Origin of the sequence: Pseudomonas sp. AF03-9 (assembly GCF_020515815.1) — a bacterium.
GTDB lineage: Bacteria > Pseudomonadota > Gammaproteobacteria > Pseudomonadales > Pseudomonadaceae > Aquipseudomonas.
Genome location: NZ_JAHPJF010000006.1, coordinates 87,376 through 100,762, shown reverse-complemented (window position 1 = coordinate 100,762; position 13,387 = coordinate 87,376). Strand labels below are relative to the sequence as shown.

11 protein-coding genes are annotated in these 13,387 nt (G+C 55.8%); 5 read left to right on the top strand and 6 right to left on the bottom strand.

The annotated features are described in order from the left end of the window. Positions 1 to 41: 41 nt before the first annotated feature. Positions 42 to 1,499: a hypothetical protein gene (locus LIY36_RS11500; protein ID WP_226455752.1), complete on the top strand. Its 1,458-nt coding sequence runs from the start codon at positions 42 to 44 to the stop codon at positions 1,497 to 1,499. Positions 1,500 to 1,555: 56 nt separating this feature from the next. Here the strand turns inward: LIY36_RS11500 and LIY36_RS11495 are convergent, their stop codons facing one another. Then, entirely contained in the window at positions 1,556 to 2,431 is an 876-nt protein-coding gene (locus LIY36_RS11495) for a helix-turn-helix transcriptional regulator (RefSeq protein WP_226455751.1), read from the bottom strand. A 119-nt stretch (positions 2,432 to 2,550) separates the two neighbouring features. Here LIY36_RS11495 and LIY36_RS11490 point away from each other — a divergent pair, with 119 nt between their 5' ends. Next, positions 2,551 to 2,808 carry a hypothetical protein gene (locus LIY36_RS11490; protein WP_226455750.1) on the top strand — a complete coding sequence of 86 codons (258 nt, stop codon included), beginning with the start codon at positions 2,551 to 2,553 and terminating at the stop codon, positions 2,806 to 2,808. Positions 2,809 to 2,841: 33 nt separating this feature from the next. Here LIY36_RS11490 and LIY36_RS11485 read toward each other — a convergent pair whose 3' ends face one another. The 5 genes from LIY36_RS11485 to LIY36_RS11465 form a co-directional block, all read right to left on the bottom strand. Next, positions 2,842 to 3,462: a hypothetical protein gene (locus tag LIY36_RS11485; protein WP_226455749.1), complete on the bottom strand. Its 621-nt coding sequence runs from the start codon at positions 3,460 to 3,462 to the stop codon at positions 2,842 to 2,844. Positions 3,463 to 3,527: 65 nt separating this feature from the next. Continuing rightward, a complete protein-coding gene (locus LIY36_RS11480; RefSeq protein WP_226455748.1) occupies positions 3,528 to 3,941 on the bottom strand; it encodes a hypothetical protein in 414 nt (137 codons plus the stop codon). Positions 3,942 to 3,944: 3 nt separating this feature from the next. Next, the gene (locus LIY36_RS11475) at positions 3,945 to 4,313 is read right to left on the bottom strand and encodes a hypothetical protein (protein ID WP_226455747.1); all 369 of its coding nucleotides are present in this window, start codon (positions 4,311 to 4,313) and stop codon (positions 3,945 to 3,947) included. Continuing rightward, positions 4,310 to 5,239, bottom strand: coding sequence for an ATP-binding protein (locus LIY36_RS11470; protein WP_226455746.1), 930 nt, complete (start codon positions 5,237 to 5,239; stop codon positions 4,310 to 4,312). Before LIY36_RS11470 ends, LIY36_RS11475 begins: the two co-directional genes overlap by 4 nt. A gap of 43 nt (positions 5,240 to 5,282) precedes the next feature. Continuing rightward, entirely contained in the window at positions 5,283 to 6,740 is a 1,458-nt protein-coding gene (locus LIY36_RS11465; RefSeq protein ID WP_226455745.1) for a DUF726 domain-containing protein, read from the bottom strand. A 623-nt stretch (positions 6,741 to 7,363) separates the two neighbouring features. Between LIY36_RS11465 and LIY36_RS11460 the strand changes: the two genes are divergently transcribed. From LIY36_RS11460 to LIY36_RS11450, 3 genes are read left to right on the top strand one after another with little or no spacing between them, the layout of a single operon-like run. Beyond that, positions 7,364 to 10,156 (top strand): class I SAM-dependent DNA methyltransferase, encoded by a 2,793-nt coding sequence (locus tag LIY36_RS11460; RefSeq protein WP_226455744.1) that lies wholly within the window; start codon positions 7,364 to 7,366, stop codon positions 10,154 to 10,156. Then, the gene (locus LIY36_RS11455; RefSeq protein WP_003197627.1) at positions 10,153 to 11,214 is read left to right on the top strand and encodes a PDDEXK nuclease domain-containing protein; all 1,062 of its coding nucleotides are present in this window, start codon (positions 10,153 to 10,155) and stop codon (positions 11,212 to 11,214) included. Before LIY36_RS11460 ends, LIY36_RS11455 begins: the two co-directional genes overlap by 4 nt. Further along, complete coding sequence (locus LIY36_RS11450; RefSeq protein ID WP_223543432.1) at positions 11,211 to 13,376, top strand: DEAD/DEAH box helicase; 2,166 nt, start codon at positions 11,211 to 11,213, stop codon at positions 13,374 to 13,376. The genes LIY36_RS11455 and LIY36_RS11450 overlap by 4 nt, the downstream gene beginning before the upstream one ends. Positions 13,377 to 13,387 lie beyond the last annotated feature (11 nt).

The window sequence follows — 13,387 nt, the reverse complement described above, 5'->3', positions numbered from 1 at the left end:
TTAGGGTGTGGCGATTCAATATCAGCCATAAGGCAGTCTGCATGAAGCGTGAACAGTTCCTGACACAACCTGAAGTCGCGTCGTTTGTTGAATGGTTGCAGGCCAATTTGCCGACGCTGACCTTCAACCTGAACTTCAAGGCCAGCAAGTTTGTGCCCGGTGGCTTGATTGCTCAGGTGCAGGGCTTCGAGCAGGTGATCGGGCACTACCGCTGGAAGGCCAGCTGGCAGGATGCCCACCAGCAGAGCGTCAATTCGCAGAGCTGGGTGCAGACCCGGCAGTCCCTTGGACAGTTGGGCGCTTGGCTTAAACGCGCAGTCGACGCGGGTGACGAGCCGCAAGCGCTGCAAGCCTGCTTGCAGGTGCTGCGTTGGGGCGGGGTACGCGGCGCCATTCCGTTTTTGCAGCGATTGGCGACCAACGGGGAATTGTCGGCGTATTTGCGCAAGATGGCCGGGCTGATAGCGCTCGACGGTGAGCAGGACCTGGATGACCTCAACGCCAGCAGCGTCCAGCGTTTTGATGCGGGCCTGACCAAGATCCATGCCCTGCTGGATGCGTCGGGGTCGCCGATTTATGACAGCCGTGTGGGGGCGGCGATGGGGATGTTGTATTCGTTGTTTCGTCAACAGTGGAGCGGCGGCGGCAAACCGTTGCTGGCGTTTCCCTCCGGTGGTGCGCGTGGCAGCCAATTGCGCAACCCGGGCGCGTTTGTGAACGGGTTGGCGGCGCGGCAGTTTTCGTCGATCAGCTATGAAACCTGGGCCCGCTCGCAGGTGCGCCTGGGCTGGATCATCCGTGAGCTGCTGGGGCGTACGAAGTGGTTCGCCGACCAAGGGACGCTGCCTGCGCGCTGCCATGCGTTTGAGGCCAGCCTGTTTGTGTTGGGGTATGACTTGCGCTGTTTTGGACTGGCGCCGCAGGTTGTCGTGCCGGTTGCAGGTCAGAAGGCGCGTAAAGCTGACAGCACGGGGTGGGTGCCGACGGGGAACACGTTCGATCAGGCTATCAAGGACTACCTGGAGTATTACCGCAACGGCGGCGAACCGGAAAAAGCACCGTTCGTTGATTGGCTGTCGACCCATCGCTCTATCTCTCGCGGGACCGCGCAGGGTTACTGCTTTGCGTTTTCCATGCAGGAGTTCGACCTCTTCGACTGCTCGCTTGAAGTGCTTGAACGGATCGTGGCAGGTGGTGAGGACGGCTTGCGTGCAGCCCTTGCGAGCGAGGTGCTGGAACCCTTTACCTTGGGGGATGAACGGGTCAGTGTGTGCCTGGTCGATGTGTTGATCACGGGGCGGGCGTACCAGCGTGAAACAACTGGCAAGGCACGCGTCGCATCTATCGTGAGCGCGGGTTATGCCGGTACGCCCAATACCGCAAACACCCTGATGCACCTGGGGCGCAACGTCGGCCAGCACTTTGGCCTGCTCAACGCGCAATACCTGCCCACGCCGCTGTTCGAGCGGTTCTTCGGTGATTGCGACCTCGACGCCTGAGGCGTTCTAGCGCCTCGATCTTTGCGCGCTGGCCGTCAGTCGCCAGCGCGCAGCCCTCAATCGAACGACAGCCACGGCCGCAACTCTTTCAAGTTGCTGACCACAATCTGCTGCGCCTCTGGCGTGGTGGCCAGGTTTCGCGGGTCGATCTGATAGCGGCGCAACACGTACCGCACCAACGCCTTGCGGCTGGCGACCACCAGTTGCCCATCGGTCATGCCGAAGTCGGTTTCGATGATCGCCTGCTGCGCGGTGTTCAAGCGGCTGTCGGGGGCGAAGATGATCGGCACTTCGGTGTTCCAGTCGTCATCTTGCTCGCGTGTGAACGCTGACGCGTCGAGCAACTCCGGCTCGCCGCGCAGGCGGCTCAGCACGAAGTCACGGTACTGGCGGTTTTTCTCGCAATAGGCGCGCACGTGCCAGCGCATGCCGGTGTACACCAGGGTGTGCGGGGCGATCAGGCGGATTTCCACGTTTGGCGTGTTGAACGAAACGTACTCGGTCTCCAGGCGCAAACCGTCGCGACAGGCCTTGAGCAACGGCCGCAGGATTTCCGGACGGATTGGCCGGTCGGGCACTTCCAGCACCTTGGTGTGGGCGTAGGCCAGGGCCAGCCCATCGATGTGCGGCGCCCGTTCATTGTTCTGGTACAGCAGGTGCAAATAGGCACTGGCGCTGTCCTCGATGAACCGCGGCTTGAAGTGTTTGCTCGGTACGTAGCCCTTCAGCTGCTTGTCATATGTCAAGTTTCGGGGCGCATGTTCATTGATGTAGGTGTTGATGTCCTTGGAGGCCTGCTGGCGGCTGATGCCAAAGCTCTGCATCAAGTGCCCCGTGGTCAGCCGGCCTTCCCACCAGGCGACGGTCTCGATGAGGCGATAGCGAAGTGCCAGGTCCCAGCGCACTTGCTCGATGGATTGCTTGCGTTTCATGGCTGCTCCATGTGTGTGAATACTTTACCTGTATAAGTCTACATTCTAGACCTGTCGTGAATCACTACATATCGTGTTGCTGTCTTCGAAATACCTCGAAGGCTTGAAAGGACGTGAACATGAGTATGTCGGAAGTGGTTTCGACGGGGGCATTGGTGGTGATGGGGATCATCCTGCTGGTGCTGATCCAGCATTGCCTGAAACTGAGCGAACTGTGGAAGATGGTTGCGCACTACCAGAAAGACCTGCGCTGGGCGCAGATCTGGGAAGTGGAGAACCGCGAACTGCGCTCGGCATTACGTGCCGAGCGTGAACACGTTGCGCAGTTGCAGCGCAAGTTGGAGTTGTTGCAGGCGATGATTCCGGTGGAAGGCTAGCTCAGCGGTGTCAGATTGCGGGCTGTTTGCAACTCAGATTTCAATCGCATCCGCGAACTCATCCTGCATGCGGCGACGGACCAGGAACACCGGTTTTTCTTCGTCTTGAGTACGCGGTTTTTCCAGTTCGAGCTCTTTGCTTTTGAACTTGGCTTCGACGATTTTTTGCGGGGTTGGGAAGTCGCCTTTTTCTAGCAGATACTGCTGGTAAATAGGCTTCAGCGGCCGCAGCAGGCTGGAGAGTTCGATAAAGTTGCTGCCCTCCAAAACGTCCAGGCGTGTCTTGATCTCGGCTTCCACCGCCTGGGTATAACGCGCTTTCAGATCCTCCTTCAGCGCACGCAGGTCGAGGCCTTCTTGGGCGATCAATTCCATCGTGGCCTTGAGGTCATCAGGGTTGTGTTCCTTGATGAGCCGCAGGGCTTGGAGGAAGTCTTGACGCTGCAAGGCGGCGGGGATTTTTTTCAGCAGTTCGCGGTTCTTCACGCCGTCGCGGTAGGCCTTGATGATCAGGTAAGGGATGCTGATAGGCAGGGTCACAATGCCCAGCGCACAGATCGATACCCACTTGGTGACGGACCAGGCGTGTTTGAGGATGATCCCCGCGAAGCCGATCGCCAGCAGCAATAAAAACCCGTAGACAATAATGATCATGGTGACTCTGCTATCCGACAAATAGAACAGTGGAGAGCGTGCACCGGCACGCTCCGCTTAAGGCATCAGGCCGTTGGTTTGTCGTACGTGTAGGCGATTTTTTTCTCGGCGCGGATACGCGCCTGGTCCTCTTTCAAGAAGTAGAGGTCCAAGGGTTTCGGCGTATCGATGTGAGCGCTTTTAACCCATTGTTTATTGGCGTCCGTGAAGTAAAGGTCTACGCCAAAGACGAACTTATCCTCGTCCTGCAGCGCAATGAAAACCTCACCTGAAACGAAGTCCAACTGTTTGGCTGTTTGCTCGTGAAGAATGTAGGGGTCGAGGCCAGTGGTTTTTTGAGCCAGGTAGTCATCGACTGAGACTTGGCCTTCCTTGATCAGTTTTTCGCCCTCTTTGAGCAACTCTCTCAAACCCAGCTTGACCGCCTTCTTGAAGTCTTCCAGCAGGGCGCCACCCAATGTCTTGTCGTCGTGATTCATGAGTTACAGCTCCAGCTTGAGTTCTTTGGCAATGTCTTCTGAAATGTCCACCGGCGCTTGGGTGCTTTCCAGCTTGCGGCGAATATGCTCGGGCACATCTGATGCGGGAATGGTCCGCGTGGTGACGGTTTCTTCCCACTGCTGATCTTCATTTTTCGAGTAGAACTTGTTCAGCGCCTGTAAGCCTGCGGCAATCCCGGCAACCACATTCTGGGTTTTGATGTAGGCGGTCAGGCCGACGATAGTTGCTTTGACGATTTGGCGTACGTGTTTGACGGAGGCTTCCAGAAAGTTCTTTATCTTGTCCCAAAATGCAGAGGCCACCACGGCGCCGGCGAACAGTGCCGCGCCCAACAAAATAAATGGGATCATTCCAGCACCATCCCTGTTTGCTTTTCGACGTAGTCCTTGGAGACCACTTTGGTTGTAGTTGTGTATTCGCTTTTTGCGTTTGCCTGTTTGCTGGCAAGGGTGTTGTTTATTTCCTTCAAAATGTCCTCTTCGCAAAGGCAGGTCGACTGCTTGTAAGCGGCCTTGAAGGCGGCCATCAGTGTGATGTTCTCGATGTCCGCCGCACTCAATCCCTGCGCCGCCTGTGCATAGGTTTCCAGCGCCAGGCCGGCTTGCAGCGGTTGCGGGATGTAGCGTTGGAACAGCGCGACGCGGTTGTCATGGTCCGGTAGCTTGAAGTGGATGTGCTTGGCGATCCGGCGCATGAAGGCGGGGTCGTAGTTGGAGATGAAGTTCGTGGCGAAAATCAGGATGCCGCTGAAGTCATTCAAGATATTCAGAAGTACCGAGCGGGTCTGGTTGACACTGGTATCGGTGGCGCTGGTCATGTTGGTGACCCGTCGACTCAAGATGGCATCGGCCTCGTCGAAGAAAATCACACAGTCCATTTCCTTGGCGAAATCAAACACCTTCTTCAGGTTCTTCGGCGTGTCGCCCACATACTTCGATTCAATCTGTGAGTAGTCGACGACCAGCAGATCCTTGCCAAACGCTTGGGCAACCGCGTGCGCCGTGATGGTTTTACCGGTGCCAGGCTCGCCATAAAAATTCAGTACGAATTTGTCTGACATCTTGTGGGTGCTGGCGAAGCCGAGGGTCTTGTAGACGAATTCACTGTCTTTGCGCAGGGCAATCGCAGAGAGAATTTCGTCTTTGGTGTGGCTGTTGACCACGACGTCATCCAGGTTGTATCTGGGAACAATGACTTCAAAGTCATACGCCGGTGCTGCGGGCGCTTGCTCCTTGCTATGTGGCTCGGCCTTGGCCAGCGGTCTTCCGATGGGCATATCTACTCCAGGCTTGGAAAATCAAACGCGTGCATAGGAGGGGTCATGGGTGCTTGAATCCACGCTCGTTACCCCAATGCACACGTGCAAAAAACACCACGGCGACCACCGGCACCAGTGCCGAATAACCGGGCTTCAAGGCGGTCTTCAAATTGGTCATCCAGCGCCCCACCGGGGTCATGTCCAGCAGGCTCGGGAGCGCCGAAACCACATTCCAGGTGGCGAGGCCGCTCAGGTTGATCTCGCCACGGGTAACCGCCAACTCGCCTGACGGCTCAGCCTGCGGTGGGGTTGACGGGCTCTTGAGGTAAGAGGCCAGGGTCAGCCGTTCCGCCAACGCGTCCACATGTTTGAAGTAGGTGTCGGCGGGCATGGCCTTGACCACGGCAATCGTTGAACGACTGAACGCATGGCCATCCGGAAACGCGTTATCGAACACTTGTCGAATCAGCAGGGCTTCGAGCTCTACTACGGAGCTACAGGTTTGCCGGCCATTGCCCAAGTCGAAATGACTGACTAACCCATCGAGCACGTTGGCATAGGCAAGGCCGCGCCCGCGGGTCAAATTGGCCAGGCAATGCCCGCCCAGCAGTTGCAGTTCCTGGATGAAGGAATACAGCGGCTTCTGCTCGTCGAAGGACACCCAACTGCTGCTTTTAAGGTGCTTGATGCCTTGCTCCAGCACGGCTGCTGGCGCGCTTTGCATCAGACCGTAGAGCAGCGCGTCAGTGTGGATTGGGTCCTGCGACATCACCGCGCCGAGCCGCTGGCCGCTAAAACCCGCGAACCGCGTGCGCAGCAAGACGTCATGCAGCTTGGGCCAATAGTCCAAGTGGCCGAAGTCGGTCATTTCGACATTTTTAAAGTGCGGTACCTCGTGTCGACCCACGCAGGTCTCATCCACATTCATCAACAAGATGGCATCGGATTTTGAATAGGCGTTAATCACCCGCCCCGCCGCGCAGTTGTTCAATGCCTGGGCCTCGTCTGCCGAAACCTCGACCGCCGCAGCCATCAACAGCACATCGCCGATGATCAGCTCACAAGACTCGGGATGGCTGGCCAGCTTGCGCAACGCACTGACCACCACCCGCCCGCCCAGGGAATGGCCGACCAGATTGACGTGGGTGACATACGGATAGTGCTCCAGCAGATGGGCCTCCAGCTCCTCAAGCAGCGCTTCGCCAATGCGGTTCGCCCGCTTGCGAACCACCGCGAAATGCACCGACCGATCCAGAGCAAATGCAGCAATACCCGCACCGGGATGCAATCGCGAAGCGCCCATGATGACGTTGCGTGACATCGAACTGATTGAGGAATAGTGGCTGGAGCGCCAGAACGCCAGGAGGTTGATGTCACCATCCAGCGCTTGCGGGATCTGGCTGGACAGAAGAGTACGATCACCCAGGTTATGGCCCGCCGAGTAGCCGTGGATAAACACGTTGGCGATGGTGCTGGCGCTGAAGGACTGGGTAGTGAAGCTGAAGTGTTTTGTTTCCAACGCTGAGATTCCGTTCAGTCGCGTGGTTTGGGGGAGCGTTAGGTTATCGGCTGGGAGGGGGGGGACTTTAGGGCAGAAGGCCATCATTCTTGTTGGGGGAAGGGGAGGGGGATTTGGAAGGGGGGGAGGAGTTGCAGGCACAAAAAAAGACGTCCGTGGACGTCTTTAGATGTTGAAGTGCCGGGGTAATTTGAATCCGCTTAGTATGTTATTGATTTATAAGATTAATATCGATTTTTATTTTTGGTTGGAATACCAATTGGAATACTGCACTCCACTTGGCCACCCATTTTCATTCAATCTGACCAGCACGCTTCGTTACCCTGATTGGCAGTGAACTGCCCTCTGCGCTTAGCCCAAACGTGCTATCCCCACTAAATTTCAGAAATGGGTTAAGTTTTTCTTCTGTCACTGCTGTGATCCAGCTGCAATGCGGTCATCGCCGCTCTAGTAGTTCCGCTGTCGCCATACGCGATACGACCTTGTTCGAGGCTATCGGGGTTATCATGTCAGGCCGTGGCCGGCACGAAGGTTGAAGCACTCAAGTGGCCTAGTCATCATCCGCAAAATTAACGGCTTAATTCGCCGTACTCGTTCATACGCGATCTGGACAGTGGTAAATCATGAATGCAGTAGAAATTGAGTCCGCTATTTCGGACCTGGCCCTTGAGCCCTTTGACGCGGTGGAATTTCCGTTTGTCTTCCTGGCCGCTTTTGGCAATAAGGAAACAGCCCTCAAACGCTTGCGTGCCGGCAACAACAACGCTTCCGACGTGCCTGGCGGCGTGCTACTGCGCAATAACATTCATATCGCCGCATGCGAATCTGGTAGCGTGGGCGAAACGCTCAAGGCATTGCGCGCCAGCCCGGCTACCACAAAGGCCAAAGCAAAGTTCATCCTTGCCACAGACGGGCAAACGCTGGAGTCCGAAGAGCTCATTACGGGTGAAACCATCGCCTGCGACTACCCGGACTTTCCCAACCATTTCGGCTTCCTGTTGCCCTTGGCCGGTATCTCCACCATTAAGGAGATCAAGGACAACCCCATCGACGTGCGCGCTACCAGCCGCCTGAACAAGCTATACGTCGAGTTGCTGAACGAGAACCCTGACTGGGCCAAAGACGAACGCCGTGCCGACATGAACCATTTTATGGCGCGGCTGGTGTTCTGCTTTTTTGCTGAAGATACCGACATTTTTAATGGCGATGGCCTGTTTACCAAAACGGTTGAGCAGTACAGCGAACGCGATGGCTCCAATACCCATCAGGTGCTGTCTGAAATTTTCCGCGCTATGAACATCAAGCTGGCCGAGCGAGCCACTGTTCAGCCTCGCTTGCCCAACTGGGCCAACAGCTTCCCCTACGTGAATGGCGGCCTGTTTTCAGGCAGTACCGAGGCACCGCGCTTCACACGCATGGCACGCACTTACTTGTTTCACGCCGGCAAACTGAACTGGAAAAAAATCAACCCAGACATATTCGGCAGCATGATCCAAGCCGTAGCCGATGATGAGGAGCGCGGCTCACTGGGCATGCACTACACCAGCGTACCCAACATCCTCAAGGTGCTGAATCCGCTGTTCCTTGATGACTTGCGTGCTCAGCTCGATGTGGCAGGAGACAACAAAGCCAAGCTGCTCAACCTCCGCAAACGTATGGCGCGTATCCGCGTATTTGACCCAGCCTGCGGCTCCGGGAACTTCTTAGTCATCGCCTATAAGCAGATGCGCGAGATCGAGGCAGAGATCAATCGCCGCCGAGGCGAGGCCAACAACAGGTCTGAAATTCCGTTGACCAACTTTCGCGGTATTGAGTTGCGCGACTTTCCGGCAGAGATTGCCCGCTTGGCGCTGATCATCGCCGAGTTCCAATGCGATGTGCTTTATCGCGGCCAGCAGGATGCTCTGGCGGAGTTTTTACCGCTGAATGCGCAGAACTGGATTGTTTGTGGCAATGCGCTGCGAATGGATTGGTTGAGTGTCTGCCGGCCTACGGGTACGGCGGTCAAGATAATTGCGGATGACTTATTTGGCACGCCACTAAATCAGGCGGAAATCGATTTCGAGAACGAAGGTGGCGAGACGTACATATGTGGTAATCCGCCTTATCTTGGTTCAACTTGGCAGACTGATGAGCAGAAGGCAGATTTGGAAGCCATCTTTGCCTCCCGCACAAAAAACTGGAAATCGCTAGACTATGTGGCGGGCTGGTTTATGAAAGCTGCCGACTATGGTGTCAAAACCAAGGCAAAAGCTGCTTTTGTATCTACCAACTCCATTTGTCAGGGTCAGCAAGTACCGATTCTCTGGCCGTTAATTTTTGCAAAAAACTACCAGATCGTATTTACATACACCTCATTTAAGTGGGCAAATCTTGCAAGTCACAATGCAGGTGTGACCGTTGTAATTGTCTGTATTTCTAACGACCCTGAGAGGAGTCGGCGGATTTATTCGACCAATAGCAATGGAGAGGTGGCGGTTAAAGAGGTCGATAGAATCAATGCTTATTTGGTATCCGGCGCAGACGTCATAGTCGATAAACAGACGTACCCCGCCGATGAAAGAAGCCAGATGGATGCCGGTGGTAAGCCGGTCGAAGGTGGGAATTTGCTTTTCGCAGAGGAGGAAAAGCAAAGGCTAGTAGAAGGTAATGTGGAGGTAGTTAAATTTCTTAAGCGCGTATATGGTGCAAGTGAGTATATTCGAGGTGAAGTGCGTTTCTGCTTGTGGATTTCTGACAGCCAAGAGCAAGAGGCTAAGTCTAATCGTGACATCAGTTGCAAATTAAATGCGGTTGCTGCTTTTCGATTAAAAAGCCCAAAGGCTGCCACTAAGAAAGGTGCCGCATGGCCTCACAAGTTTGAAGAGGTTAAACAAGTAGGCAATGAAGTCGTAACGATTGTTCCGAAGGTTTCGTCGGAGTCCCGTGAATATCTTCCCGTAGGATTACTTCCCAGAGGCTCAATCGTCACAGACTTAGCCTTTGCTCTTTACGATGCACCTCTTTGGAATATGGCCCTTATCGCTTCCCGTTTGCACCTGGTTTGGATTGGTACTGTTTGTGGCAAAATGAAAACAGACTTTCGCTACTCCAACACCCTCGGTTGGAATACCTTCCCGATCCCCCTGCTCACAGAGCAAAACAAGGCCGACTTAACCGCCTGCGCTGAAAACATCCTGTTGGCCCGAGAGGCGCACTTCCCCGCCACCATTGCCGATCTGTACAACCCCGACAGCATGCCGGACAACCTACGCCGTGCCCACGAGCGCAACGATGAAGTGCTGGAGCGCATCTATATTGGTCGTCGCTTCAAGAACGACACCGAGCGGCTGGAAAAGCTGTTTGACCTCTACACCAAGATGGCGGCAAACGCAGCGAAGGCCGCGCCGAAAAAGCCACGAGGGATAAAGGCATGAGCGACACCCCTGTTAGCCTGAGCATGCCACCCGAAGGCTACGGCGACTGGCTGACCGACCTCAAAGGCCGCATCCATAATGCTCAGCAGCGCGCCACGCTGGCGGTGAACCGCGAACTGGTGCAGCTCTACTGGCAGATCGGTCACGATATTTTGACCCGGCAAGCACAGCAGGGCTGGGGTGCCAAGGTAATCGAGCGCTTGGCGCAGGATTTGCGCGCAGCCTTTCCCGATATGAATGGGTTTTCGCCACGCAACCTCAAGTACATGCGTGCCTTTGCCGAGGCGTGGCCTGACGCGGAGTTTGTGCAACAGGCTGCTGCACAATTGCCTTGGGGTCACAATTTGGTGCTGCTGGACAAGTTGCCCGGCCCGGAAACCCGCCGCTGGTATGCCGCCAAGGCCATAGAGCACAACTGGTCGCGTAACATTCTGGTGATGCAGATCGAGGCTCGTCTGTTGGAGCGCAGTGGCAAGGCAGTCAGTAACTTCGAGAGCCATCTGCCCAAACCGCAGTCCGACTTGGCCCGCGAGTCGCTGAAAGATCCTTACCGCTTCGACTTCCTTGGCCTGACCTTTGATGCGCAGGAGCGTGAGATCGAAAACGCTCTAGTCAAGCATGTCACCGAGTTCCTGTTGGAACTCGGTGCAGGCTTTGCCTTCGTCGGTCAGCAAGTGCTGCTGGATGTGGGCGGTGACGAGTTTTTTATCGACCTACTGTTCTATCACCTCAAGCTACGCTGCTATGTGGTGATCGAACTCAAGGCCGGCAAGTTCAAGCCCGAGCACCTGGGCCAGTTGAGTTTTTACCTCACTGCAGTGGATGCCCAGCTCAAGCACCCACAGGACGGCCCCACCATCGGTCTGCTGCTGTGCAAGAGCAAGAACAAGGTAGTGGCCGAATACGCCCTGCGTGATAACGCCCGCCCCATCGGTGTGGCCGAATACCAATTGGTGGAGTCCCTGCCGGCAGAGCTGCAAACCAGCCTGCCCAGCATCGAACAGATCGAGCGCGAACTGGCAAGTGATGACGCATCCATGGACGATGACTCGCAATGAACGAACAGAACCACAACCCAACCAACTCTTACACGGTGCCATCGGTATCCATCACCACGGCGCACACCGGGGCTTCCAGCAAAGCCAATGAGTTGGGTATGCGTACCATGCAGGAACGCGCCTATACCAAGCGCGGCGAACAGTACCTACTGATCAAGTCGCCCCCCGCATCAGGCAAGTCCCGCGCCCTGATGTTTATCGCGCTGGATAAGCTGCATAACCAGGGCTTGCAACAGGCAATTGTCGTGGTGCCGGAGCGCTCCATTGGCGGCAGCTTCGCCGATGAGCCGCTGAGCAAGTTTGGTTTTTACTGGGACTGGCAAGTGGCTCCACAGTGGAACCTATGCAATGCTCCTGGCATCGATGAGCCGCGTGTGGCCAAATCCAAGGTGGAATCCGTACGCGCTTTCCTGAAAAGCGCCGACAAGACACTGGTCTGCACCCATGCCACCTTCCGCTTTGCCGTGGAAGAGCTAGGTATCGAAGCCTTCGACAATCGCCTGATTGCCATCGACGAATTCCACCACGTTTCAGCCAACCCGGACAACAAGTTGGGCGGCCAGCTAAGCGCGTTTATCGGCCGCGATAAAGTGCATTTGGTGGCCATGACTGGCTCTTATTTTCGTGGCGACAGCGAGGCCGTGCTGGCCCCGGCGGAAGAAGCCAGGTTTGAGACGGTGACTTACACCTACTACGAGCAGCTTAACGGCTACCGCTGGCTCAAGTCGTTGGATATCGGCTACTTCTTCTACACCGGTAAGTATGTGGATGCCGTCGCCAAGGTGCTGGACCCAGTGCTGAAAACCATCATCCATATCCCTAATGTGAATGCCCGCGAAAGCCTCAAAGACAAGGAGCGCGAGGTCAACGAAATCATGAGTGCGCTGGGCGATTGGCAGGGTGTCGACCCGGCCACCGGCTTCCACCTCATCAAAACCAAGGACGGTTGCACGCTGAAAGTGGCCGACCTGGTGGATGACAGCGACGCGACCAGACGCTCCAAAGTGCTCGGCGCGCTGAAAGACCCGGCGCAGAAGAACAACCGCGACCACGTGGATGTGATCATCGCATTGGGTATGGCGAAGGAAGGCTTTGACTGGATCTGGTGTGAACATGCACTGACCATTGGCTACCGCAGCAGCCTGACCGAAATTGTGCAGATCATTGGCCGTGCAACGCGTGATGCTGAGGGTAAGGAGCGCTCACGCTTCACCAACCTGATCGCAGAGCCCGCAGCCGATCAAGCCGCTGTTGCTGAGGCGGTGAACGATATGCTCAAGGCCATTTCCGCCAGCTTGCTGATGGAACAGGTGTTAGCCCCGCGCTATGAGTTCACCCCGAAAGATACAGGACCGAAAGAGGGTTTCACTTATGGGCCTGATGGTTATCAACCAGGCGGCACCAACTTGGGTGTAAATGAAACCACAGGCCAGTACCATGTCGAGATAAAGGGGCTGATCACGCCGCAAAGCGCAGAGGCAACGCGCATCTGCAAGGAAGATTTGAATGAAGTGGTGACCAACTTCCTGCAGGACAAAACCGTGCTGGAACGCGGCCTTTTCGACAAGGAAAATACCCTGCCCGAAGAGCTGACCCAGTTGCGCATGGGCAAGATCGTACGTGAGCGTTACCCAGACTTGAGCGACGTCGATCAGGAAGCCATCCGCCAGCACGCCATCGCCGCCATGAACATTACTCAGCAGGCCAAGTTGGCCTTGGGCCAGGCCGATGTAAACGGTGGCGATGCAGTGCAGGGCAGTACGGCGCTGTTGGATGGTGTGCGTAAGTTCGTTAACGTGCGCGAGCTGGACATTGATTTAATCGATCGCATCAATCCCTTCGATGCCGCCTATGCTGTGCTGGCGAAAGCGATGGATGAAAGATCACTGCGTCAAGTCCAAGCCAGCATTTCTGCCAAGAAGGTTAGCATCCCGGAAGACGAAGCACGCGACCTGGCGAAGCGTGCGTTGCAGTTCAAGAACGAGCGTGGACGCTTGCCAGACATTAATTCCGCTGATGGCTGGGAAAAGCGCATGGCCGAAGGTGTAGCTGCTTTAACACGTTATCGTGCTCAGGCATTAGCAGGCCAAAAGGGGCTACCAATACCCAAAGAAACACCAACTATGCCAAAAGTAGCAGCGCCTAAAAAGACGGAAAAATAGCCGAGCAGAAA

Excerpts from the sequence above, each read along its gene's own strand:
- LIY36_RS11500 (WP_226455752.1), top strand. The coding sequence starts at position 42 with ATGAAGCGTGAACAGTTCCTGACACAACCTGAAGTCGCGTCGTTTGTT.
- LIY36_RS11495 (WP_226455751.1), bottom strand. The coding sequence starts at position 2,431 with ATGAAACGCAAGCAATCCATCGAGCAAGTGCGCTGGGACCTGGCACTT.
- LIY36_RS11490 (WP_226455750.1), top strand. The coding sequence starts at position 2,551 with ATGAGTATGTCGGAAGTGGTTTCGACGGGGGCATTGGTGGTGATGGGG.
- LIY36_RS11485 (WP_226455749.1), bottom strand. The coding sequence starts at position 3,462 with ATGATCATTATTGTCTACGGGTTTTTATTGCTGCTGGCGATCGGCTTC.
- LIY36_RS11480 (WP_226455748.1), bottom strand. The coding sequence starts at position 3,941 with ATGAATCACGACGACAAGACATTGGGTGGCGCCCTGCTGGAAGACTTC.
- LIY36_RS11475 (WP_226455747.1), bottom strand. The coding sequence starts at position 4,313 with ATGATCCCATTTATTTTGTTGGGCGCGGCACTGTTCGCCGGCGCCGTG.
- LIY36_RS11470 (WP_226455746.1), bottom strand. The coding sequence starts at position 5,239 with ATGCCCATCGGAAGACCGCTGGCCAAGGCCGAGCCACATAGCAAGGAG.
- LIY36_RS11460 (WP_226455744.1), top strand. The coding sequence starts at position 7,364 with ATGAATGCAGTAGAAATTGAGTCCGCTATTTCGGACCTGGCCCTTGAG.
- LIY36_RS11455 (WP_003197627.1), top strand. The coding sequence starts at position 10,153 with ATGAGCGACACCCCTGTTAGCCTGAGCATGCCACCCGAAGGCTACGGC.
- LIY36_RS11450 (WP_223543432.1), top strand. The coding sequence starts at position 11,211 with ATGAACGAACAGAACCACAACCCAACCAACTCTTACACGGTGCCATCG.